We start from the raw sequence: 24400 nt of genomic DNA on the forward strand, positions 1-24400 counted from the left end.
CCCAGCCGGGCGAGGTCGTTCGCCACCTACGTGCCGCCTACGGCGGGGTGGAGACCAGGGAGGCGGGCGCGTGCGTTTCTCCTGGTTCGTCTTGCGTGGGCAGGTCGGGGAGAGACCCGCACATCTGCCGCAGCAGAGCCCCCGCATCCGCTACCCGCTCCGGGATTGGGGAACAGCGGAGGGCACGCGGATTACGCTATTGACAGGTAAACTATCTGTATTGTTAATTCGTATTGAGCAGGCTCCATCTCCCTCGTGGTAGTGGCGCACAACGCCGCGAGCGAGGCGGCGCCCGCTGGCGGACACGGGAGAGGTTTCGCGTGCGGTCACCGGCGTATCGGCCGCCCGCCTTGTACCGGCCGGACAGGGCGCACCGCCGTCACCGCGCGCCTTCGACCAGGGGGCGTCTCAGGTGGGCGGCTGAGGAGACGGGAGACCTGCCGGCGCCACGCGTCCGGGTTCGCACTGCACTGCGAGACCACGGTTGACGGGAGTCGGTTGTGTGAACTCCACACGGCTGCTGATCGTGGCGGCGGCCATCGAGATGTTCCAGGGGCTCAGCATCTACGTCTTCCCCCGCGACTTCTGGGCCCCTGTGTATGAGCCTCTACGCCCCTTCTTCCCCCTGATCTCCGCCGCCCTCGTCGCCAGCGGGGTCTTGCTCCTGCTGCTGATGCGGTTTCCCCTGAGCGGCGCGGCCGCGCGGGGGCTCGCCGTGCTTCCTGCGGCGCCGCTGGCGCTTCAAGCCTGGTTCTTCGGGGATGCTGGCGTGTGGGAGGGCACCGTCTTCTACGGGCTCCTGGCGGCCGCGGTCGCCGCCTCGCCGTGGCTCCCGCCGCCGGCCGGGGAGCCCGCGGACGGCGCGTCCGACCCCGACTTGGCTGCCGCCACCTTCGGCCTGATTCAGGCCGTCACCGGGTTGCTCATGCTGGTCGCCCCGGGGGCTGTCGCCGACCCCGCCGTCGACCCGATCGGCTCGATGCGGCCCGTCACCGGGCTGCTCGGGCTCGTCGGGGGTGCGGCCCTGATCGTGCCGGAGCCCCGGCGGGGCTGGGCCCAGCCGCGCAGCCCATGGCGGCAGCTCGCCGGCTCCATCTTCCCGCTACTGGTCATCTACAGCTTCGCCCGGATGGGGATCTGGACGGGCGTGGTGGCCTGGGGCGCCTGGGTCCTCGGCCCTCTGACGGGGCTGATGGCCTGGAGCCCGGGCCCACTGGACGACGGGAGGCCGGCGGCGCAAACCGCCGCTTCCGACTCGCTCGCCTCCACCGAGCGACTGCTGGAGATGTGGACCTGGTTGCTCGCGCTCGTGGTCATCGTCCTCTCCGCCGTGAACCGGGGCGAGGCCATGATCCAGCCGCTCACCGCCCAGGCGTTCGTGGTCGGCGCGGCGCTCTTCAACTCGACGATGTACTGGGGCCCCGGGCGCCGTCTGGCCCCGGAGCGGCGCGTGTTCTGGCACCTGGCCTTCCTCACGGTCGCCCTCGGCCTGGGCCTGGCCGGCGCCCGCCGCGTCGACCCCGGCTTCCTGGCGCTCCTGACCGCCACACCGATTCTCGCCACCCGGGCGCTCGGGTCCGAAGTCGGCAGCCGCATCCTTGGGCTGGGCCTCACCACGGTCGTCGTCGGGCAGGTGCGCAACTGGGCGCTGAACGGGGCACCGCTGTTCGAGGCCCTCGGGGCCGGAGCAGTCCAGGGCCTGGTGCTGGCGGCGGCGGCTGCGGTGGGCATGCGCAGTGCGGCGGAACAGCGGCGCCTCATCCAGGACCTCACGCGGGCGCAGGCGGACCTGCAGAACGCGTATGAGGAGCTGATGGCCCAGCAGGCGGAGATCCAGGCGCAGCACGAGGAGCTCCAGCGCCGGGCCGAGGCGATGGAGGCCATGCAGGCCCGCATCCTGCACCTGGCCGACCACGACCCGCTCACCGATCTCTTGAACCGCCGGCGTTTCCGGGAGGAACTGGACCGGCACCTGGCCGAGGCCGGCCGCTACGGCGAAAACGGGGCACTGCTGTTCCTGGACCTCGATGGCTTCAAGCGCGTCAACGACACCCTGGGCCACCAGGCAGGCGACGCGCTCCTGGTGGAGGTCAGCCGCGTCCTGCGCGCCGTGCTGCGGGAGACCGACGTCGTGGCCCGTCTGGGCGGCGACGAGTTTGCCGCTCTCCTGCCCCGCGCGGGCGGCGAGCAGGCGCTGGCCGTGGCACGCCGCATCCTGGCGGCGCTGGCAGAGCACACCTCCGCCTACGCGGGCGTGCCCGGGGGGATCCGGCTGAGCATCGGCGTTGCGCTGTACCCGGAGCACGGCCTGTCGGCGGAGGAGCTCCTGACCCGGGCCGACGCCGCCATGTACCAGGCGAAGGCCGGGCGAGGCCACGCCGCGTGCCTCTACGGCACGGCCCCTGTCCCCCGCCGGTAGACCGGCGCAGGCCGCACCGGCTCAGGTGTGGGACGCCACCGCGCCGCGACCGGGTCGGGCCGGGCCGGGTGCGCCGGGCCTCGCCGTCGGCCCCGGGGAGCCGGCCTCGCCCGAGGGCCCCGCCCGCCCCGGCGCGGGCACGAGCAGGCTCAGCACCAGGCCCAGGGCGGGCAGGACGAGCAGGGCCTGGAGCGTGGCCTGGACCCCCCAGCGGTCGGCCAGGACGCCCAGGGCGGCGGCGCCCAGGCCGCCCATGCCGATCGAGAAGCCCGTGTTGAGCCCCGACGCCACCCCGACGTAGCGGGGCATGAACTCCTGGCTCATCACCAGGGTGATGGTGAAGGTCGACACCACGGCGAACCCGGTCGCCGCCAGGATCACGAGCATGAGCCAGCCCTGGGTGTGGAGGAGGAGCCACTCCAGGGGGAGGAGGGCCGCCATCGAGCCGAGGAGCACGGGACGGGTGCCGACGCGGTCCGCCAGCGGCCCGCCCACCAGCGTCCCGAGGGCGCCGCTCGCCAGGAAGATGAAGAGCAGCGTGCCGGTGCTGAAGCCGCGGCCGCCGGTTCGCTCGAGGTAGTAGAACGGCAGCAGGCTGATCACGCCGAACTGGATCCAGGACCGGATGCCCACGATGAGGACGAGGAGGGCCTCGGCGCGCCAGTTGGTCGCCGCCGGGGGGACCGCCGCGGCCGTACCGTTCCTCCGGTCCTCCATGGCCCTCTCGTGCCGCGCCAGTGCCGGCAGCGCGGCCAGGAGGCCCGCCGCCACCAGGAGGGTCGGCACCAGCACGCCCCGGAGCCCGCCGAGCCCGAACCACCCCACCAGCCCCAGGGCGACGACCGGGCCCAGGGAGTAGCCGATGTTGCCGCCCACGGAGAAGATCGCCATCCCGGTGGCCCGCCGGGACCCGGCGACGACCCGCGCCGCCCGGGCGCCCTCCGGGTGGAAGAGGGCCACGCCCAGGCCGCACACGGCGGTGGCTGCCAGCACCCCGCCGTACGTCGACGCCTGCCCCGCCAGCGCCAGCCCCACCGCCGCCAGCGCCGGCCCGAGCGGCAGGGGCCAGCGCTGGCGCGTCTTATCCGTCCAGTACCCGAAAAAAGGCTGGATCACGGAGGAGGTGAGGTTCAGGACCAGGAGGATCGTCCCGACCTGGCTGTAGGTGAGGTTGTAGGTCTGCTTCAGGACGGGGAGGAGGGAGGGCAGCCCACCCTGGTTCACGTCGGTGATGAGGTGACCGAGGCTGATCAGGAGGAGGCGCCAGAGCGAGAAGCCCAAAGACGGTCATCTCCTTCGGGGCGGCGGCCGGCTTGCCGGGAAGGTGCCGGCCACGCCCCGTGCGCAAGGACAGCGACTCCCGCTCGGCCGCGGGCGTCGCCACACGGGTCGCAAGAAGACGGGAGCGGCTGTCACGTGAGGAGATCTTACGACTATCGTAGGGCCGTTTCCTCCCGCCCGCGTCGGCTGAAGTATGGCTGCTCATGGGCACCGTGATCGGGGTGCTCTTGCTGCCTTACCTGCGAGCGTTGTTCCACGTTGCGGCGTGACGAGTCGTTACACACGTCGTGCACGCGGGTTCAGGCCCGGGCCAGGTGCCCGCGACCGGGGCCGGGTGCGTCGCGCCGTCTCCTCACGCCCGCGGCCGGCTCTCGCCGCCCGACCGCTTCCGGAGCCCGGGGTGGCCAATCAGCGTGCAGGTCGTGACCCAGGTGCCGCCGGCGGCGAAACCGGCCACCACGTCGGATGGGTAGTGGACGCCCAGGTAGATCCGGCTGACACCGATGAGGACCGCCACCGCCACGAGTGCCCCGGCAAGAGGCAGCCGCTGCCACGGTCGGTGGCGGCCGTGCCAGGTCAGGTACGCCAGGTAGCCGTACAGCGCGAAAGCCACCATCGAGTGGCCGCTGGGGAAGCTGAAACCGCCGGCGCGAACCAGCCAGGGCCCGGGGGGTCGGGCCCGCCCGAACGTCTCCTTCAGGACCGTGTCCAGCACCGCGGCGCCCGCCACGCTGGCAAGCAGGGTCAACGCCTCCCGCCCCCGCCCGTGCCGGTGCCAGAGCACCCAGGCCAGGATCGCCGTGAGAGCCGCGGTGGCGGGCACCGACCCCAACCAGGTGAGGAGCCGCATGAAGGAGGTCACGGCAGGGTGGGCGAGCTGCCCGACCCGCGCGGTGACCGCGCTGTCGAAACGGCCCAGGTCGTTTTCCAGCAACTCTTCTGCCAGCTTGACGAAGCCGGCGATGAAGACGCCGTTCAACACCAGCCCCATGCTGAGGCTCACGGTGTAGGGGGTCCGCGACGCGAGGCCTCCGTTCGATGGTCCCTGCCACCTGCCATGATCCTGTCCTGCCAAACGTTGTCGCTCCTTCGGACCCGGCGATCCGTGAGCCTTATGTGTTTACGGCCTTCGTTTCCCCGGAGAGCTGGCCCCCGGCCGCACAAGGTTTCTTGTCCATACAATAACGCCACCGCACTCCCGGATCAAAAGTTGATGAAGGCGTGCCGGTGCGGGCGGCTCGGGTAGGCGCGCGCCGCCGAGGTACGTCGCGTGTTGCTTTCGACGGAGGGCGCGGGCCCCCGGCGCCGCGCTCCACCCCACGGCGGGGATCGGCGCGCCCGTGACAGGAGGTGGGGAGTCGCGGCGGCCAGGAAGGATATCCCAGCCCCCACGACGAACACGTTGACGCGTATCGGCGGTAAACCGGTTCACACCGTCAGTGGCGCGGGGCAGCAGGGGGGCGGTACGTACGTGAATCCGCGTTTCACTGGCCACCACACGCTCTCACGTGGTTTGGCGGCAGGGCTGGTGGCGGTCGCTGCCGTCGCCTTCACGGCATCACCGGCCCTGGCGGGCAGCGGGACGAGCCCGGGTAGGCCGGCCAGACAAGTTGTGACGGCACAGGGCTTCAGGGGGGCGCCGTACCGGGACGGCGAGGTGATCGTCAAGTTCCGGCCCACGGCCCGGGCAGCCGATGTGGCCTCCGTCCGGGGGCACTTCGGCTTCCGCACGATCAAGCGAACCCCCCTGACCGGCGCTGAACTGGTAACGGTGAGCAAGGGGACGGTCGAACAGGTCGTCCAGCAACTGCGGCAGAGCGGCCTTGTGGAGTACGCGCAGCCCAACTTCATCTACTACCCACGCCTTATTCCCGATGATGCCCTCTTTGGCCAGTTGTGGGGCCTGCAACAGATCGCCGCGCCTGAGGCCTGGGACATCACGCAGGGCAAACCGGAAATCGTGGTCGCAGTGATTGACGACGGTGTCCAGATCGACCACCCTGACCTCAGTGGAAACATCTGGATTAACGTTGACGAGGTCCCAGGCAACAACGTCGACGATGACCACAACGGATACGTCGATGACGTGAATGGCTGGGACTTCTTGAACAACGATAACAGCGTGTTCCACCCCGGAGACTATCACGGGACCCACGTTGCGGGCACGATCGCGGCCGTGGCGAACTCGCTAGGCGTGGTCGGCGTGGCCCCGCGTGTCAAGATCATGCCCCTCAAGTTCATCGGACCGGATGGCGGAAACACGATGGACGCCATCCGTGCGATCGAGTACGCTGCTGCCAACGGCGCCCGTGTGATCAACGCCTCGTGGGGTCACGCCTGCACGGACTCCACCTGTCAAGAGGACTTCGCCCTGCGGGATGCCATCGACCGTGCCAACCTGGTCTTCGTGGCCGCCGCGGGCAACGAGAGCAAGAACAACGACCTGAACCCTGACTCGCCTTCCGGACTGCCGAGCAGCAAGATCATCTCCGTGGCAGCGGTGAACAGCCAGGGGAACCTCTCTTCGTTCTCCAATTACGGTGCCACGACAGTGGACGTCGCAGCACCCGGGGAGGACATCCTCAGCACGTACCCGACCACCCCGGACAGCGTTCCAGCGGCCGTCTACGTCACGGACGCGGTCTACGGGCCTCAGGCCTATTACTTTGCCTTCGCGCTCGAACGCGTGGGAGACGCCGCGACGCGCCAGCAGGTCATGAACGCTGCCCTGGCCGACCTGGGCCTCGGGCGGGGGAGCAGGGTGCTCCTCGTGGACGACGACAACAGTGAGTACGACGCCGGTTATCCAGACTATTGGTCCGAGTACCGGAACATGGTCTCGACGGTCACGGATGCGGTGTACCGGACGGTGGCAGGGGATGTGTACGACGGCCCCACGGCCGCCGAGATGCTGTCGTACGATGCCGTGGTCTGGTTCACCGGCGAGGCGTTCGGAACCCCGACAACGCCCACGCTGACGGTGAGGGACCTTGCCGAACTCAAGACCTACCTGGATGCGGGCGGAAAGCTGGTTCTCGCCGGAGAGGATCTGGCCCTCGGTACAGCGAGCGATACCCTGTTCACTACTGTCCTGGGTGTAACCGTCGACGAGGACGGCGCCCCGGAAGGATCGGCCACGGCTGTGGAAGGACCGACGGGTTCCCCGCTCGCAGGGATACGGCTGCCTGCCTCCCGGGGCGCCCTCTTGTTTTCGGACGGGCTGAATCCGACCGGCGCGGGCACCCGGACGGTCATGGTCTACCGGGCCGGCGGATACCAGCCTCTGAACGGCACCTCGATGGCTGCTCCGCACGTATCCGGTGTGGCGGCACTGATCCTGAGCCGCAACCCCAACCTGACCCCCGAGCAGGTCATCGACATCATCGAGCGTACCGTGGACCCCCGGCCGTCCCTGGCCGGAAGGACCGTGACCGGTGGGACGGTGAACGCTTACCAGGCACTCCTCGCCACCCCGGTGCCGCAGAGCGGCGGCATCGCTGGCGCTGGAGCCGCAGGTGGTGGGGGAGGAGGAGGGGCCGTCCTGGTGCCCCCGGCTGACGAAGAGGTGATCGAGGTCGGTCCGGACGCTAAGGCCGTCAGTGCCCTGGGCGGTGCCGTGGAATTGGAGATTCCCGCCGATACCTTCGCCCCTGGCACGAAGCTGACCGTCCGCAGAGTAGACGAGCCGGCGGAACCTGGGCTCGAGGGCCTGAAGCCCGTCAGCGAAGTCATCGAGTTCGACACGGATGGCGCGACGCCCAGCAAGCCGGTCACGGTCGGCGTCCGCTACAAGCCTTCGGAGCTCGCCGGCGTAGACCCGCGCAAGCTGGGGCTCTACCGGCAGAGCGAACAGAACCCCGACCAGTGGGACTACGTGGGCGGAGCCGTCGACACCGTATCGGGAACCGTCCGGGCCAAGCTGACGCGGTTCAGCCGTTATGCCGTCATGGCGTACGACCGCACGTTTGCGGACCTCCGGGGCCACTGGAGCCGCGGCGACGTCGAGGTGCTGGTGAGCCGGCATCTGGTTCAGGGCGTCAACGAGCACGAGTTCCAGCCGGACCGGCCGGTCACCCGTTCCGAGCTGGCCAGGCTCCTCGTCGAGGCGCTGGCACAGGACCCCGAGCGGGCCGTGACGCTCGAGCGTCCGGCGGCCCCCACCTTCACGGATGTGCCCGAGGACGCCTGGTACTTCCCCTATGTCGAGACGGCAGCCCGCCGCGGGATCATCAAGGGGTCGGACGGGCGTTTCCGGCCGGACGACCCGGTGACCCGTGAGGAGATGGCCGCGATGATCCTGCGGACCCTCGGCCAGGAGGCCGCCGCGCAGGCTGCTGCCAGTCGGATGCTCCCGTTCCGGGACGCCACCGAGGTTGCGGCCTGGGCAAGGGGTTACGTCGCCCTGGCGTTGGAGCGGGGCCTTCTCCAGGGTGTCGATGCCTCTTCCCTTGCGCCGAGGGAGCGCGCCACCCGGGCCCAGGCAGCCGCCGTGGTCCTGCGGGCCATGCAGCGCATGGGTCTGATCACGGCGCCGATCACGTTGACGGGTACCGTGACGGTCAGCGAGATCGAGGGACGGCACCTGGAGCTCGAAGTCACGGCCGGCGGGCAGGTCATCCGGTACGTCCTCATGCCCGATACCCGCGAGATCGCCCGGCTGCTCGAGGCGTCCATGGGCAAGACGGTCCAGGTGGTCGGCCTGGTCGAGGACCGGCCGAACATCTACATGCGCGGCGTGCTGCTGCGGGTGCTGGAGGTGAAGACCCGCAGCTGAAGCGCGCCCAACCCGTCGCGGTGTGAAAGTGGAGGGGGGAAGTTCGCGTCCGAAAGGCGCGGTGACGGGGAACAAAACCTGGTCCTGCTACGTCAATGATGCCGGTGACCCGGGACAGGGGTGAGCATCGCCGCAAAGGGGGGAGCTCCGTTGACGTGCCAGCACGTGCAGGAGCTCCTGGACTCGTACCTGGACGGCGGGCTCCCATCCCGGGAGGCCTCCCTGGTTTCCCAGCACCTATCGAGTTGCTCCACGTGCCGGGCGGATCTGGAGTTGTGGAGGGAAATCCGCGCTGCACTGAACCCCCTAGACGTAGAAGTACCGCCCACCTTCCATGCACAGCTCATGGCGCGAGTCCGAGCGCTGGAACCTGTCCCTGCCCGGCGGGCTCAAACCAGAGTACCGCTGCGTCTTGGGCTGGCAGCGGCGATGGCAGCGGCTGTAGCCGCACTTGTGATGATGGATGGACAGGCCCTCCGCCCGTGGGTATCCCGTCCGAATGCGAGGCAGTCGCTCGCCAGTGTTGCCCCGGCGATCAGCGATCAAACTGGATCGTTGACAGGAACGGTGGTCCCGCCGAACGAGGATACCCGGATTAAGGTACAGAAAAGGGAAGCTTCAAGCGACACTCCACCGGCCGGGCAAAGTCCCGAAGGAAACCCGACCGGCTTGATTGAGGATCTCGTGGGTGTGGCAGGTCAGCGCACTGGCAGCGAGGTTGCAACCGCTACTGGAAAACCAGCTGCCAACGACTCACCCGCGCCGGCACAGTTGCCTGGACAACAGGAGTCGAAGGCAGACGTCGGGTCGCGGCGCACCTTTGTGGCCCTGGGTGCTGGCATTCCTGCTCATCATTCGAACGCGGTGAAGTACTCGGTCAACGTGGTGGTACAGGTTGCGGACCCGGTAGCGGCAGTAACACAGCTTGAGCGTGTGATCTCGGAGCTGAATGGCGTGATCTCGTTGGGAGGCCAGCAACCGGGCGGGCAGTGGGAGTACGAGATCTGGGTGCCGGTCAGGTTGGCCAACGTGACCACCGCTGCCGTTTCGAGCCTCGGCGAACTCAAGAGCAGGCAGGTTTCGATGAAGGACTTCAGCGGCACGATCGCCGAGATCGATAAGCGGATTGCTTATCTGAACGGCCAGATTGGCTGGGTGCCGGAGGTGGCCAACGACGTCCAGGTCAGAGCAGCGATCGCCGCTTTACGCAAGCGCCGGCAGGAGATCCTGGACAGCACGTCGATGGCGGTGGTTCGGGTGTCGATGATTTCGGGACCGGTTCATCCGGTAACCGGAGAGGCGCAGGTGACCTAACGGCAGCGTGACCCCGCGAAAGGGGTGATGTCCGGCAGACCGTTCACGCGTTGAGGTGTTCCAACGTAGTCACCCGATGCGAAAGGGGTGATGCGCGCGGGAAGCTGTGGCTCCACAAGTGCGACTTGCTAGTAGCAGACCGAACGAGGGGGTAGTGAGTACAACGATGCGGCTCAAGAAACTGCTCGTGGCCCTGTCCACTGCGGCGTTGGTCCTCGGTACCGTGGCAACCGCCAGTGCCGCGACGTTCCCGGATGTGGGCGGGACCAAATACGCCGACGCATCTGCTCGGTTGGCCGCTCTCAACATTCTCGCGGGCTTCCCTGACGGGACTTTCCGCCCGAACGAGCCTGTCACACGGGCGCAGATGGCAGCGATCGCCGTACGCGCCCTGGGCCTTGAGAGCGCCTCGCAGTACGCCAAGATGGACACCAAGTTCAACGATGTGTCGGGCGCTCACTGGGCTGCCGGTTACATCAACGTGGCCGTCGATCAGGGTCTCCTGAAGGGTTACCCGGACGGCTCGTTCAAGCCCGAGAACCAGGTCACGTACGCTGAGGCGCTGGCAATCCTGGTGCGTGCGCTTGGTTACGAGCCCGCCGTGAAGGGCCTGTGGCCGACGAACTACATCGTCAAGGCCTCCGAACTGGGGCTCTCCAAGGGCGTGGTCGTCGCCGCCAACGCTCCGGCTACTCGCGGCGACATCGCGATCTTCACCGACAACGCACTGGACGTCGACCTCCTGCAGCAGGTGGCCTTCGGTGATAGCCCGAGGTGGGAGCCGCAGACGGGCAAGACCCTGCTGACGGAGAACCTCGGGCTGACGGTGAAGAAGTCCAGCAGCACCACGCCGTACATCGTGACCAGCGTGCCGAAGGTCAACCTCAGCGGCCTGTACCCGAACAAGATCACGATCAACGGTACTGAGACCCGGGCGCTGCTGGAGACGTACAACCCGGACGATCTGCTTGGCCGCGAGATCGACTACTACTACAACAGTGCGGGCGATATCATTGCTGTCAAGGTCAAGACGGACCCGGCGAACATCATCACGGACACGATTGACAGCACCAGCACCGATGGCTCGAATGCAGCCAACGATGCGGTGGTACTCTCGGGCAACACCAGCAAGACCTATAACGTGAGCGACGCCAACTTCAAGCTCTACTATAACGGGGTTGAAAAGACCAGCGCGCCGGACAAGAAGACTGCTCTCGATGACGCGGCGAGTGAGAATACGAAGGGTCCCGCGAAGGCGACCGTGATCCTCGATGGTAACGGAAAGATTCGGTCGATCGAGATCTGGCAGGGCGATAACTCCTGGATCGTGACCTCTGTTGACACAACCAACAAGAAGATCGAGTACCAGGATCGCAACGCAACCAAGGCCATCCAGAGCGTCAAGGACTGGAACATGCGGATCGTCCGAAACGGAAAGCCCGCCACGCTCGGCGACATCAAGCCTGGCGACGTACTTGAGGTCTATGGCAGCGGCAATTACCGTTATCTCGTGGCGACCGACAATAAGGTGACCGGTAGGGTGACCGCCATCACTGCTGCGACAGCTGGGATCTCGGACTACAAGCTCCGCGTCGACGGCAAGGACTATGAGCTGAGCACGAAGGCGTATTACAGCACGGATAACGGTTCCACCATCACACAACTCGACCCTAACAACGTGACGGACCTTCTGGACGTCGATGCGACGCTTTACCTCAACCAGTTCGGTCAGGTGCGTTACGTTGAGACCGGTGGGACCGCTGTGGGTACTACCACAGTCAAGGGCGTCGTGCTTGACCTCTTCTCGGCGACCACCGCTGACGGGACGACTTACTACGTGCGGATCCTCAAGACGGACGGGACGAAGGTGAGCTACGCGTTCAAGGATGTAGACGCGTACATCGACTTCGTGAACGGTCAGAACGACACTCCTACAACCCTCGCCTCGCTCGGCACGGACAGCGACGACATCAGCAAGGGCGATCTGGTACAGTTGAAGCTCGACAGCCAAGGCAAGGTCGCCGGGATCGACACCGATAGCAAGTTGCTGCGGGAGGCCGGTGACGGAACCACCGGATACACGGGCGGCACCGCCATCGACAGCAACGGGATCAATTCGGACAACAAGACAATCAAGGTCGGCGGCCAGACGTACTATGTCACGGACAGCACGGTGTTCATCCAGAACATCCGCAGCAACAAGTTCGATCCCGCGCTGACGACCTGGGAAGCTCTCAAGGGCGTAAGCGATCCGACCACGGTAAAGGTCGCCCTCAACGACTCGAACAGGGTGCTGAAGGTCGTCGTCATCACCAACGGTGTAACGCTGGCCACGAGCGCCAAGAGCGCCATGGTAGTTAGCCGTGGTCTTGATGCTGACGGGACCACGCTGACCCTCCTGATCGACGGAGCCACCACGACCTACAAGGTCGACAGCGCCGTCAGCGCTGCCGTGTACAGCGGACAGAATAGTGGCACCTCGTCGAACTCGGTCAGTGACGTGAATACCCGTGACTTCGTGCGTGTGTCGTTCGGCTCCACCGGGAAGATCACCAGCATCACGGAACCGACGGTTTCGAGCTCTGTCTACGTCAAGAGCATCGACACCGCGGGCGGGATCATCACGTTCAACAATCAGGCGGATCTGGCCGGTAACACCGACACGGCATATAGGTATGACGACAAGACCGTCTTCTTCGACGAGACCGGGAGCGCACCTGCAGCCATCACGATCGGCAACCTGGGCGCTGGTGACAAGGTCTGGGCGTTTGACCTGAACGGCGACGGTGTCCTCGAGGCTGTCGTGAAGCACGACAACAGCACGCCGTAACTTGCAGCGCCGGCTCCAGGCGGCAGGAAGGCACCCGCGAGGGTGCCTTCCTTGCTTCGTGCGCCCGGCGTGGGCGTTGGCTCGGTGCGGCCAAGGCAGCACAAGCCCACTGCCCAAGGCAACTGCGTTGCCCGTGAGGGAACGTGGGGAGGAAGCCGGCGGCCAACCCACCGCCCACGGACCACGAACCGGGGGCGAGGCTGTCCCACTCGGGTGAACTGGTCAAGGACAGCGAAAGCCTAAGGCTGCCAAGGGGTGGGCCAGTAGATACTGCGGGCGCGGGGAGAAGGTCGGCGCCCGTACCCTGGAGATCTGGCGGACATCACACGGGAACCAGATTGGAAACCGCACCTGGCAAGCAACCCGGATCGAGAGGTCCCGCTGAACCGCCAGAAGTTAGCAACAGCCACAGTACGCACGCCGGGGAGCCGACGGAAGAGGGGCCACGCGGCGGGTAGTGGCCGACATCGGCACGTCCTAAGTGCGCGATTGACAGCAGCCTTCCCCGAACGGGGACCCGCTTGCGGAAGAGACCGGTGAAGCCCGAGCGGTCCGCAAGATGGTCGAGCACCTCCGGCACGAGCGGACCTGGGAGCCTGTCGGGATGATGGTGGTCCACCACGGGCTAAGCTCAGCGAACCGCCCGGTGGGGACCCGCATCCCGGGTGGCGTGGGAGGGGAGGGCCGGAGACAGGTCCTCCTATCCCGATCTTCCTGCCGCAGGTAACAGTCGCATATTGGCCAGTCAGTCAGTGGAAGGGACTGATCTCAGCGGCGGCGAAGAGCCTGTTGATCGTAAGGAGGGAGATCATGCGAGCGAGGCTACGTGGAGTCCGCGCCCGCTGGCTGTTGTATGCGCTGGCAGTCACGGCTGCAGGATGGGGCGCCAGCGCGTGGGCTGGGACCCGCATCTCCATCGAAGTGAACGGTAAGCCGGTGGCGACCGACGTTGCTCCAATGAACGTGAACGGACGTGTACTTATTCCCATTCGCTTTGTTGCCGAGGCCCTCGGGGCGGACGTGACCTGGGACGGGGCCACGCAGACGGTTCGGATCCGGACTGCGGGCCGGGACATCCGGTCGGATGAGGGCAATCGGACGCCGGTGTATCAGCCGAGTTTCGCCTTCCGGAACGTGGCACTGAAAGAGGATGTGCAGGGCGACCTGCACATCACGGGCGAGGTGTTGAACCAATCCGGATCTACCCGCCGTTACGTAACCGTGCGGGCGAAGTTTTACGACGCTGAGGGCCACGTCAGCGGGGGCACGGACTACCGCCCCGTCCAGCCCGAGACGGTCGCAAATGGCGAGGCGGCTCACTTCGACCTCACGGTTCCGAGCTACCTGACGGATGCCGCACGGTTCGATCTCCTGGCGGCGTATCTGGACTGAGCCAGGACGGTATCCTTCCGGCCGTCGTTACCGGTGCTTTTTGTGGCGCGAGCCCTTGCCAACCAGTCGCCGGCGCCGGAGGTTCGCCCCTTTGATGGTCAGTACGATGCCGATAGTCAGCAGTCCGCCGTACGTCACCGGGGCAAGCGGTGAGGGCCGGTGGAAAGCACTGGCCAGCCACGCCCCGGCACCCGACGAGGCCAGTCCGGCGTGCAGGACCAGGGTGATGATCCACGATTCCGGCAGCATGAGGAGGATCGTGGTCGTCGTGAGGACGATGGCTCCTGCGAGCGTCTTTCGGTTTCGGTGAGCGACATATTCAAACCAGGCATAGAGCGACGCTACGATTCCGATGAGGACGTAGACTAGAAAGAGCATGGACACGGCGCACGCGCCTCCTGTCGCTGCCAATCTCCTGGGTGACCATATAGTGTTGGAAGCCCGTTTGGTCAAGGTTTCAGGCTTACGGTCCCCCGGCCGGGTCCGAGACGCCTCTGAGACTTCATGTAGACCGTATTGCTCCTGCGAGCACGTAGTGGAAGGCGTAGGAGCGCCTACCCGGGAGGGTAACTACAACGGCGGCCTCCCCCGCCTGATCGAGCCCGGATGAGTCAAACCGGAAGCTGAGCTGGCCGGTGGCACTGTCCCCCCTCGGACGACACGTCGTAGTTGCACGACATGCGCCCCTCCCGAGGCGTGTGGGCACCGGTTTAGCTTACTGCGCCGGCTCGGGAACTCCTCCCATGGGGGCCCCGGCACCGGCGAGCCCTTCCGTTTAGAACCGGCTCTGGATGAACCCGGCCAGACTCGCGCCGGCAGGGGACCGAAGAGACCGTCTCTGAGCGCTCCAAGATCGAGAATCGTCGGACCGGGTAGCTTCACCATGCGGTCCCCGGGCGAAGAACCGCCGGGGGTCGCTGTCTCATGTCCTGAGGGACATCCGGCTGGCATACTGGAAGTGCCGCATTCACTGGCGCAGGCGGCCCGGAATCCGCCGCGAGAGGGGGCCTGTCCACTCGAAACCTTCCTTGACCACCCCCGTGGGCGGTCGTACAATTTTGCCTGACTTTCCGACTCACGAAGAAACGGACACTCCGGGGCGCACGGCCCCGGCGAGGGGGGAGAGGATGGCGGAGCGGCGCGGCGGGGCGTGGGGGGTCGCCGTCCTGGCGGCGATGATCGGCGCCTTCATGGTGATCCTCGACAGCACGATCGTGAACGTGGCCCTGCCGACGATGATGCGCGAGTTAGGCGCCGCCACCGACGAGATCGAGTGGGTGCTGACGATCTACATGCTGGTGCTCGGCGTCGTCGTGCCGATGTCGGGCTGGCTGGGCGACTTTCTCGGGTACCGGCGCCTCTACGTGCTCTCACTGTTGGTGTTCGTGGCCGGGTCGGCGCTGTGCGGGCTGGCCTGGAGCACCGGCGCCATGGTGGCGTTCCGGGCGGTCCAGGCCGCCGGCGGCGGCATGATCATGCCGGTCACCATGGCGATGATCTACCGCCTCGTGCCGCGGGAGCGGATCGGCTCGGCGATGGGCACCTTCGGGCTGGCGATGCTGGTGGCGCCGGCAATCGGCCCGACGCTGGGCGGATACCTCGTCGAGTACGTGAGCTGGCGCTGGATCTTCACGATCAACGTCCCGGTGGGCATCGCAGGGGTGGCGCTCTCGCTCCTCTTCATCCCGGAGTTCGAACAGGTAGCCGCCGGGCGGTTCGACGGGTGGGGCGCCCTCACGGCGGGCGCGGGGCTGTTCTTCCTGCTCTACGCGCTGGCGGAGGGGCCGGCGGCGGGGTGGACGGCGGGGCCGATCCTGGCCATGCTCGCCCTCGCCTTCGTCTCCCTGGCGATCTTCGTGTGGCACGAGCTGCGCACGCCGGAGCCGCTCCTCGACCTGCGGCTCTTCACGTACCCGACCTTCACCCTCGGGAACCTTCACATCGCCCTGATCACCACGGGACTCTTTGCGGCCCTCTTCTACCTGCCGGTGTTCCTTCAGGACGTCCGGGGGATCGGCGCCCTCGACACCGGACTGCTGCTCCTGCCGCCTGCCGTCGCCTCGGCGGTGATGATGCCGGTGGCGGGGCGGCTCTACGACTGGGCCGGCCCCCGGGCGCTGGTGCCGGCCGGGACCCTCCTCCTGGCGGCGAGCACGTACCTCTTCCACCGGCTGGCGCTCGATACGCCGCTGGGGGCGATCGTGTGGTGGAGCGTGCTGCGGTCGGCCGGCATGGGCCTGACGATGATGCCGGCGCAGACCGCCGCGCTGTCGGTGGTGCCCACGGAGAAGATCGGCCGGGCCTCGGCCATCACGAACATCGTCAACCGGGTATCCGCCTCGTTCGGTATCGCGCTGCTGACGAACCTGCTGCAGGGGCGGGTCGCCGTGTGGCGGGGCCGGCTGGCGGCGAGCGGGGCGGGCGCGCCGGCCCCGGTCGCCCTGGGCCGGGAGGCGTTCACGCGGGCGCTCGACGACGTCTTCCTGGTCATGGCCCTCCTGATGCTCCTCGCCGTCATCCCGGCCGTGGGCTTGCGCAAGGGGGACGGCGGGCGCCGCGCCCCGGCCCACCTGGCGGCGGACTGAACGGCGGGACAGGGGCGGTCCTATTTCGCGTTGGACGCCGCCGGTTGACGGCGACGCCCACGGCGGGAAAACCTCGCCCGGCAAGCCCCCTGGCCCGGGCGGCGGTGTGGTTGCACTTAGCCGGAGACGGGTCGTGGAGTGCGGGGATCGGAGCGATGCAGCGCCGGCAGTTCGAACTCCTCCGCCAGCTTCTCGAAGCCTTCGAGGATTTCGGCCTCCGATCCGTCCATGAGCGCGATGCCGCGTCGCTCCAGTTCGGCCACCATGGCCATGTAAGGGATACCGGCAATTTGCGCGGCCTCGCCAAGACTCACTTGCCTCTTCGTATAGAGGAGAATCGCCCTGTCCAGAGCCTGCTCCTGCATGCCGGCCAGCACCCACTTTTTCAGTAAAGCTGCCTCGGGCACGGCCTCGAGCCGTGCGATCTGAGCGAGGCGCTGGGCCTCCGCTGACGACAGACGGATGCTTTTGGTCACGCTCTTCATGGGGCTCCCCCTCTGTCCATGTGGTCGAGCGCGGTCATGGCGAGTTGCCAGAGGGTCGGGCTCGTCACCTTGCGGATTCGCTGCAGGTACCCGCGGACGGCATCGGAGCTGAGGAGACCCGCTGCCCGGATCATCACGCAGAACTCGGGGACGCTGATACAGGTGACGCCGTTGCGCCGGCCAAACCAATATGGCTTGGCGTCGTTGATCAGACACACCCACCCACGCTCCCGGGCCAGCGCAAGAGCGTACCGTTCCCCGGTCTGATACATTCCGGGCCAAGGTTGGCCGGGCTCGGACAGCTCCATACGGTCGCGACAGAGACGGAAAGCCTGGGCCTGCGGGAAGACGTATCCCGAGGCTGGATTCGTATCGATTTCGGCCGCGACGGCTGCCGAGTAGTGGATGTCGAAGAAGTCGAAGAGGTAGGTGAAGACACCGGCCGTCACGGCGACGGCCCAGAAGCTGGAGTCAAGCGATGCGTCTCGCTTCTTCACGCGTGAATCCTGCCAAATTCGATTCGCCTGGATGCTACCATCATGATACCACGGCTCCGCTCGCACAGCACCATCGGGATGGTGGCCGCCGCGCCCGCCCTGCCCCCCGGGAACCCGCGACACGCGACTGAGGCCCCCCGGGGGGCCTCAGCGGCTGACTCGCTGCGGACCGCACGGGCTTCGCCGGCGAAGGCGGCTCGTGGGGACCACTCGGGCGGGCGGAGCGCTGCCGGCCTCCCGTGGCGGCGGCTTTTCCGGGCCCGGCGAGAGAGCCGGCGCCCGCCGCCGCCCTATGGGTCCGAGTGGTGGCCCCAGGACCCCAGCCGCGCCGCGGCCACGATCTCGTCACGCAGGATGGCCACGATGGTTCCCGCGGGGATCGGCCCGACCGGCCGGGTGAGCAGGAGAGAGATCGCGTTCTGCGCGACGGCCGTCAGGCGGCCGACGAAGACCCCGTTCACACCGTCGCCCCGGATGACGACGGCCACCGTCTCGCCGACGTCGGCGGTGATGCCGTCCAGGATCACAGTGCATGCTTGGGCGCCCTCGATGGGGGGAAGGGGCGGGATGCCGTGCATGGGGTCACCTCCGTCTTAGCCTATGTCCCGGGCCACGGGGTTGACATAAGCCGGATCCTGCCGGGGTTCCCGTGCCCGGCGTAGGGCACGCCATGGCCCCCACCCTGCGGAGCGGTGGGGGCCGAATGGGGGGGCACCAAGTCAGAGCCTGCGGAGCCAGACGGCTCGTTCAGGGGTGCTCTCGATGAGACGCCGGAACTCTTCGTAGGTGTAAGGTGGCAGGCGCTGACTGGCCTGGCGCATGCGATTCAGTGCTGTGTCGGCTTCGGCGGGTGAGAGGTGGCCGCTGCGCTGCGCCTCCGCCAGGCGTCGAGCCGCCCGCTCGTCGCAGGCGAGAATCCAGCGGCGCGTCTGAGCGACCGCGAGCGCTTCGCTCTCTCCCGGATCGAGGCCGGCAGCCAGGAACTGGGCGGCCAGGGCAAGCTCCGCTGGGGCAGGCTCACACACTTGGAGCCAGCCGTGTTCAACTGCACGTTTCACCTCATGGGCTAACGGCGGAAAGGACGCAACCTCCGTGTGCCCCGTGCGACTGATCATGAGGCGGCCGGCCAGCAGGGCCTGGAGAAGGGAGAAAAAGCCACCGTGGAGGAAGTACGAGAGCGGGGTCGTGTCGGCGATGACGATGTTAGATGACATCGTCGACCGCCACCGGGTGCCTCAACTGGAGCGACTCGGCCGAAACCTTCACCCGTTCCAGTGCCAGACGAAGACGCTTGAAGCTCACTTTACCGGCTTCGTAAGCGTCCACCCAGCGAGCAACATAATCGGGTGGGATATCGGTAGCGTAGTCCGGAACGTACAGACTACCCGGGAGTCCCCACCGCCTGGCCAGGGCGGATGGCGATTCTGCGAGCCATTCGTCCCGCTGCTCCCGGCGGATGATGCCGAGATTTGCCAGGCGGTACAGGGCAGCCGAGTAACTGAGGCAGTAGGTTTGTTGCAACCGCACGACCTCATGAAGCGAGGGGGCGCTGGGGTTGAGGGCGTTGCGCTCGAGCCATGCTTCGGCCGCCGTTCGTGGAAGCAGCAACTCGGCAGCAAATGCATTGGCAAACCATTCGAGTTCGTTGCTCTCCGGCGAGCCGGGTTCAACGGACCCGCAGGCGAAGTACAGGCGGTCCTGGTGGGCCAGGTAGTGGCCGAACTCGTGAGCGGCAGAGAAGTACTGATTTTCCAGGGCCTTGGCGGAGTCAATCGCCGCGAAGAATTCCTTCCCCTTGCGGCAGAGAACGGCGGCCGTGGACCCCTCGAACGAGAAGGGATACCGGATGACGTGCAACCCGTCCTGACGAAGGAGCGTAAAGAGGTTGCACAACGGCAGATCGGGCCCTACGCCCAACCGCTGCCTGGCCTTCCCCGCGAGGGTCTGGGGGTTGAGGCGTGTCATCCGCTCTCACCGCCCCAGAGCCTCCGGATGAACAAGTAATCCTCAAGAAACCCGTGAAGCCAGGCCAGCTTCTCCCGATCGGTGTCCGTAAGGTCTCTCGACCGGAACAACGCGACCACGCCGTCTTCTGCCGAACCGTCGTTCCCCAGAAAGTATTGCACCGGATACCCGTACAGCATGGCGAGCCTCATGAGCTCCGCCAGCGAGACCGGCCGCTTCCCGTTCTCCAGGTTGGAGACCACGGGCCTCGTGACACCCAGGTACTCCGCCACGGCGTCCTGAGTCTTGTTCAGTTGCTCACGCACGGCGCGTAGGCGCTGTCCGATCCTGCGCCAGGTGGTCTCTTCTTCGATGGAGGAGCCATGTGGACCGTCCTGCATCACCGCTTCCCTCCTCGGGTAATCCTGGCTTTCGATTCCTGGGGACATCATATCACAAATGTAACCGTCGGTTACGCAGGCTCCTGCCACGGACGGCGCGGTTCGCCCGCGACTGCGTGAAACGCCCGACGGCCCCCGTGGTGGGAGCCGTCGGGAGGCCTCGCGGGTCCCTGGATCGGCCCGCCCGCCTACACGGTGAACCGGGCAACCTCCTGCTGCAGCTCCCGGGCGATCTTCATGAGGCTCTGCGCGGAGGCGGCGACCTCCTCCGCCGACGCGCTGAGCTCCTCGACGGCGGCGGAGACCTCCTGGCTGGCGGCGGCGTTCTGCTCGGAGATGGAGCCCACGCGCTCCACCGACCGGGTCACCTGCGTGGCCCCGGCCGCCATCTCCTCCGTGGCGGCCGTGTTCTGCTCGGTGACGGCGGCGACGACCTCGAAGGCCTTCACGACCCCCTGGGCGTCCGCCTGGGTTCGCCCGACCTGCCGGGCGATCTCCTCGACGTTCTGGGTGATCCGGTCGACCGTGTCCAGGATCGACTGGAGCGCCTGGCCCGACTCGGCGGCCCGCCGGCCGCTGCCCTCGGCCTCGGACCGGGCGGCCTCCAGGGACCGGGCGACCTCGGCCGTGCTGGCCTGGATGTTCTGCACGAGCTGGGCGATCTCCCCGGCCGAGGCGGCCGACCGTTCGGCCAGCCGGCGGACCTCGTCGGCCACCACGGCGAAGCCGCGGCCCTGCTCGCCGGCCCGGGCCGCCTCGATCGCGGCGTTGAGGGCCAGGAGGTTGGTCTGCTCGGCGATCTCGGAGATGACCCGGGTGATCTCGCCCACCTGATTCGAGAGCTGCTCGAGGTGGCGCATCCGCTGGGCTGCCTCCCCCACGGCGAGGCGGACGCGCTCCATGCCGCCGACGGTCTCGCCCACGACCCGGGCGGCCTCCCGGGCGCCGTCCTTGGCGGAGGCGGCGCCCCGGGCCACGCGCTCCGCGTCGGCGGCCATGGCCTCCAGGGCACGGATGGCCTGCGCGAGGGTCTCGGCGGCCTTCTGCACCTCGCCGGCCGTCTGCTGCGCCCCCGCGGCGATCTGCTGGATCGTCTGCTGCAGCTGGCCGACCGTCTGCCCCACCTCGCCCAGGGTGCGCGCCTGCTCCTGGGTACCGGACGCCACCTGGCCGACCGCCTCGGCCGTCGACTGCGCGGAGCGGGCGGACTGGTCGGCGGCCGTCGACAGCTGCTCCGCGGCCGCCAGCACGGAGGTGGTGGCCGCGGTGATGCGGCCGATGAGGTTGCGCAGGTTGCCGACCATCTCGTTGAACGCCCGGGCCATCGCGCCGATCTCGTCGCGGGAGCGGACGTCGACATGGTCCGCCGTGAGGTCGCCCGCTGCCAGTCGTGCCGCCGCCTGCGCCACCGCCGTCACGGGGCGCGAGATGGCACCGGCCAGAACGGCGGCCAGGGCCACGCCGAGAACGGCGGCGATCACCGAGGCGCCGACCAGGGCCGCCCGGGCCCGGTCGGCCGTCTGCGTCGCCCGCTGCCGCTCCTCGGTCGCGATCGCCTGCTCGATCTCGATCAGCCGGGCGATCGCGCCGGTCAGGCGGACGCGGGGGCCCCGCAGGGTGGTGGTGACGAGCTCGACCTTCTCCGCCTCGCCGTAATCGCGTGCGAAGACCGACTGGGCCGCCTGCTGGTACTCGGCCCGGGCCGAGTCGATCTCATCCAGGATCTGCCTGGCCTCGGACGTCTTCACCACTTCGCGAAGGCGCGCGGCCGCCGCCCCCGCCGCCTGCGTGGCATCCTGGAACTCCCGGGCGAACCGGTTCTCGCCGGTCACGAGGTAGCTCATCACCGCGCGGATCTGGTCCAGCGTGGCCGATTCCAGCTGGCGGGCCTGGATGATCGCCTCGTCGACGTGGTCTGTCAGGTCGACCATGTCCGCCTCCACGGTGACCAGGCTCAGGTACCCGGTCACTGCCACCGCGACGAGGAGGACGACCAGGCCCAGGAAACCTGCCAGGATCTTCGTGCCGATCTTCACGGGGCGGGACCTCCTTTGCGTCCGGGTCCCCGGTCATGGGTCGCTGGTCATGGGTCCCCGGTCATCCGGACGAGGTTCGAAACGACGGGGCTGGAAGTTCTCGGAAGGCAAGAATACCCGAACTGGAGATCCCTGTCAACGGACCTGCCGGGGAGCGCCCGACGGGTGGTACGCCGGGCTTTCACCCGGCTTCGTGCGGGTCCGGGCCTGCCCGGCACGCGGGACGGCCCCCACGGGGTGGGGGCCGCCCGGGGTGGGGTCTGGGCAGGCGTGCGGACTAGCGGCTCCGCTCGAGGCGCGCGGCGGCCACGATCTCCTGGCGGCGGATCGCCACGAAGGCGCCGGCCGGGATGGGGCCGGTCGGTTCCGTCAAGGCGAGCACGATCACGTCGGCCGTGACGCCGGCGAGGCGGCCGACGAAGACGCCGCTCGGGCCGTCGCCGCGGATCACGGCCGCCACGACCTCGCCGATGTCGGCGGTGATGCCGTCCAGGATGACGTTGCTGACGACCTGACCGCCCTCGATCGGCGGGAGCGCCTCCTCCGGCTGCTCCTGCCGGCGGCGGGCGGGCCGCGGTCGAAACGTGACCGGCGGGGACAGTTCGGTCTGGACGGCGACCCCGTCCGCGAAGATGGTGGGCATCAAGTCAGCACCTCCACTGTGGGGTCCGACGGTGCGGGGGGTCCTGTACGGGATCTGCGGGCGTCAGAGGCCCGCTCCTGTACGGCCGGGCCGGCCGGGCGGCCCGCCGGGGTGCGCGGTTCGGCCGGGGCGGGGGAGTCCCACGGAAAGTATATGCGTGTGCATGGGGGGTTGACATAACGACTGGACCGGCGCGGAAACGCCGGCACCCCCGCCGGGCGGGACGGGGGGGAATGGCCAATATGAACGACAGCGACCCTCGCTGGTGCCGCGGAGTGAGCTGAGAGCTGAGGTGTCCCGGGTGGACGAGGCCAAGACCTACGTGGTGCAGATCGCTACGACAAAGGAGCGCCCGGGATAACCTGGCGCCCCTTCGCATGCGTTGGGGTATGCGCCACTTGGGTCTGCGGGACCTACTACTTGCCAGCCGGGTGCTCCGGCCGGTCGAGCCCCCACGCCTCCGGGTTCACGGGCGTCGGCGGCCGGCGGCCTGTGAGGGCGGCGACGAGGTTCTCCGCGGCCAGCGTCGCCATGCGGGTGCGGGTCGCGATGCTGGCGCTGCCGATGTGCGGCAGAGCCACGACGTTGTCAAGCGTCAGGAGCGGGTGGTCGAGTGGCACGGGCTCCTGCTCCCACACGTCCAGCCCTGCGGCCCAGATCCGGCGGTGCTTGAGGGCGTCGTAGAGGGCCGCCTCGTCGACGATTCCGCCCCGGGCGGCGTTCACCAGCACCGCGGTGGGCTTCATGAGGGCGAGCTCCCTGGCGCCGATCAGCCCCCGCGTCTCCGGCGACAGCGGCACGAGGACGACCACGAAGTCGGCCTCCCGCAGGAGGTCCGGCAGCGGCCGGTACTCGGCACCGAGTTCGGCCTCGGCCGCCGGGTCGCGGCGGCGGTTGTGGTAGAGGATGCGCATGGCGAACCCCCGGGCCCGCCGGGCCACGGCCTGCCCGATGCGCCCCAGGCCCACGATGCCGAGCGTCCGGCCGAACACGTCCTGGCCGGTGAGCATCATCGGCGACCAGGTCTTCCACTGCCCGGCGCGCAGCACGCGCTCGGCTTCCGGGATCCGGCGGGCGGTGGCCATGAGGAGCGCCCAGGTCAGGTCGGCGGTGGTCTCGGTCAGGACGCCGGGGGTGTTGGTCACGAGCACCCCCCGGGCGGTGCAGTCCGGGATCCGGATGTTGTCGTACCCCACCGCCATGTTGGCCAGGACCCGGAGCCGGGGCGCCCGGGCCAGCCGGGCCGCGTCCCACTTCTCGGTGAGCAGGGTGAGGACGCCGTCGACCCCGGCGATCTCGGCGTCGAGCACCTCCGCCGGTACGGCCTCGTCTTCCTTCTCCCACATCCGGTAGTCGCAGGCGGCGGCGATGATGTCGACGGCCTCCCGGGGGATCTTGCGGGTGATGTAGACCTGCGGTCGCGCCACGTTTGAACCTCCACGAGGCGGCCGGGGCGCGGACGCCGGTGAGGGCGCGAGCACGCCGGGCCGCCGGATGCCGTTGAGTTCAATGTACGAGTAGGCGGAGGGCTTTCCTGCAGGCTCCCCGGCAACCGGCGACAGGGCCGGTCACTAAGAATACCCCGGCGGCTTCATGCTGGGGGCGCCAGCAATTGAACGACCGAACTCCACAGTTATGGACTTTGTCCATATCCAGATCCTTACAAGTCCATAATTAGGGATGCCGATCCGTTGCGCTGAAGTCTACGGAGCATTTCCAAGCCCATTCTTGTTCCAGCGAGGACGTACGTAATAGCTTCCTCGACGGGTACCACGCAGTACCAACTCTCCGCGCTGATG

At 68.0% G+C, this 24400-nt stretch carries 18 protein-coding genes and 1 pseudogene; 7 read left to right on the top strand and 12 right to left on the bottom strand.

Going from position 1 to position 24400, the window contains the following annotated elements; translation table 11 throughout:
- Positions 1-502 precede the first annotated feature (502 nt).
- Positions 503-2419: a GGDEF domain-containing protein gene (locus caldi_RS16140; protein ID WP_264842766.1), complete on the top strand. Its 1917-nt coding sequence runs from the start codon at positions 503-505 to the stop codon at positions 2417-2419.
- 21 nt (positions 2420-2440) lie between these two features.
- On the opposite strand, the gene caldi_RS16145 is transcribed toward caldi_RS16140, so the two are convergent.
- Both caldi_RS16145 and caldi_RS16150 read right to left on the bottom strand, forming a co-directional pair.
- Positions 2441-3700, bottom strand: coding sequence for an MFS transporter (locus caldi_RS16145; RefSeq protein ID WP_264842767.1), 1260 nt, complete (start codon positions 3698-3700; stop codon positions 2441-2443).
- Between the two features lie 352 nt (positions 3701-4052).
- The gene (locus caldi_RS16150; protein ID WP_264842768.1) at positions 4053-4703 is read right to left on the bottom strand and encodes a phosphatase PAP2 family protein; all 651 of its coding nucleotides are present in this window, start codon (positions 4701-4703) and stop codon (positions 4053-4055) included.
- Between the two features lie 609 nt (positions 4704-5312).
- Here caldi_RS16150 and caldi_RS16155 point away from each other — a divergent pair.
- From caldi_RS16155 to caldi_RS16170, 5 genes and pseudogenes are all read left to right on the top strand, one after another.
- On the top strand, positions 5313-8474 hold the full coding sequence (locus caldi_RS16155; RefSeq protein ID WP_406568094.1) for a S8 family serine peptidase: 3162 nt from the start codon (positions 5313-5315) through the stop codon (positions 8472-8474).
- 165 nt (positions 8475-8639) lie between these two features.
- Positions 8640-8723, top strand: a pseudogene (locus tag caldi_RS17845) (zf-HC2 domain-containing protein); the annotation flags it as partial.
- Positions 8724-8903: 180 nt separating this feature from the next.
- On the top strand, positions 8904-9788 hold the full coding sequence (locus caldi_RS16160) for a DUF4349 domain-containing protein (RefSeq protein ID WP_264842770.1): 885 nt from the start codon (positions 8904-8906) through the stop codon (positions 9786-9788).
- Positions 9789-9954: 166 nt separating this feature from the next.
- Positions 9955-12618, top strand: coding sequence for an S-layer homology domain-containing protein (locus tag caldi_RS16165; RefSeq protein ID WP_264842771.1), 2664 nt, complete (start codon positions 9955-9957; stop codon positions 12616-12618).
- Between the two features lie 789 nt (positions 12619-13407).
- A complete protein-coding gene (locus tag caldi_RS16170; protein WP_264842772.1) occupies positions 13408-14010 on the top strand; it encodes a copper amine oxidase N-terminal domain-containing protein in 603 nt (200 codons plus the stop codon).
- A gap of 27 nt (positions 14011-14037) precedes the next feature.
- Here caldi_RS16170 and caldi_RS16175 read toward each other — a convergent pair whose 3' ends face one another.
- The gene (locus tag caldi_RS16175; protein ID WP_264842773.1) at positions 14038-14394 is read right to left on the bottom strand and encodes a hypothetical protein; all 357 of its coding nucleotides are present in this window, start codon (positions 14392-14394) and stop codon (positions 14038-14040) included.
- Between the two features lie 743 nt (positions 14395-15137).
- Here caldi_RS16175 and caldi_RS16180 point away from each other — a divergent pair.
- Positions 15138-16595 (top strand): DHA2 family efflux MFS transporter permease subunit, encoded by a 1458-nt coding sequence (locus caldi_RS16180; protein ID WP_264842774.1) that lies wholly within the window; start codon positions 15138-15140, stop codon positions 16593-16595.
- A gap of 116 nt (positions 16596-16711) precedes the next feature.
- On the opposite strand, the gene caldi_RS16185 is transcribed toward caldi_RS16180, so the two are convergent.
- From caldi_RS16185 to caldi_RS16225, 9 genes are all read right to left on the bottom strand, one after another.
- Positions 16712-17080, bottom strand: a complete 369-nt coding sequence (locus tag caldi_RS16185) for a UPF0175 family protein (RefSeq protein WP_264842775.1) — start codon at positions 17078-17080, stop codon at positions 16712-16714.
- On the bottom strand, positions 17077-17577 hold the full coding sequence (locus tag caldi_RS16190) for a hypothetical protein (RefSeq protein WP_264842776.1): 501 nt from the start codon (positions 17575-17577) through the stop codon (positions 17077-17079). Before caldi_RS16190 ends, caldi_RS16185 begins: the two co-directional genes overlap by 4 nt.
- 290 nt (positions 17578-17867) lie before the next feature.
- Positions 17868-18155 carry a hypothetical protein gene (locus caldi_RS16195; RefSeq protein ID WP_264842777.1) on the bottom strand — a complete coding sequence of 96 codons (288 nt, stop codon included), beginning with the start codon at positions 18153-18155 and terminating at the stop codon, positions 17868-17870.
- A 141-nt stretch (positions 18156-18296) separates the two neighbouring features.
- Complete coding sequence (locus caldi_RS16200; RefSeq protein WP_264842778.1) at positions 18297-18791, bottom strand: hypothetical protein; 495 nt, start codon at positions 18789-18791, stop codon at positions 18297-18299.
- Positions 18781-19542 (bottom strand): ImmA/IrrE family metallo-endopeptidase, encoded by a 762-nt coding sequence (locus caldi_RS16205; RefSeq protein WP_264842779.1) that lies wholly within the window; start codon positions 19540-19542, stop codon positions 18781-18783. Before caldi_RS16205 ends, caldi_RS16200 begins: the two co-directional genes overlap by 11 nt.
- Positions 19539-19922: a helix-turn-helix domain-containing protein gene (locus caldi_RS16210; RefSeq protein WP_264844835.1), complete on the bottom strand. Its 384-nt coding sequence runs from the start codon at positions 19920-19922 to the stop codon at positions 19539-19541. The genes caldi_RS16205 and caldi_RS16210 overlap by 4 nt, the downstream gene beginning before the upstream one ends.
- Positions 19923-20110: 188 nt before the next feature.
- Positions 20111-21958, bottom strand: a complete 1848-nt coding sequence (locus caldi_RS16215) for a methyl-accepting chemotaxis protein (protein WP_264842780.1) — start codon at positions 21956-21958, stop codon at positions 20111-20113.
- A gap of 277 nt (positions 21959-22235) precedes the next feature.
- Entirely contained in the window at positions 22236-22601 is a 366-nt protein-coding gene (locus tag caldi_RS16220; RefSeq protein WP_264842781.1) for a hypothetical protein, read from the bottom strand.
- Between the two features lie 416 nt (positions 22602-23017).
- Positions 23018-24028 carry a 2-hydroxyacid dehydrogenase gene (locus caldi_RS16225; RefSeq protein WP_264842782.1) on the bottom strand — a complete coding sequence of 337 codons (1011 nt, stop codon included), beginning with the start codon at positions 24026-24028 and terminating at the stop codon, positions 23018-23020.
- Positions 24029-24400: the final 372 nt, after the last annotated feature.

The sequence above is a fragment of the Caldinitratiruptor microaerophilus genome, assembly GCF_025999835.1.
In the GTDB taxonomy this organism is placed as follows: domain Bacteria; phylum Bacillota; class Sulfobacillia; order Symbiobacteriales; family ZC4RG38; genus Caldinitratiruptor; species Caldinitratiruptor microaerophilus.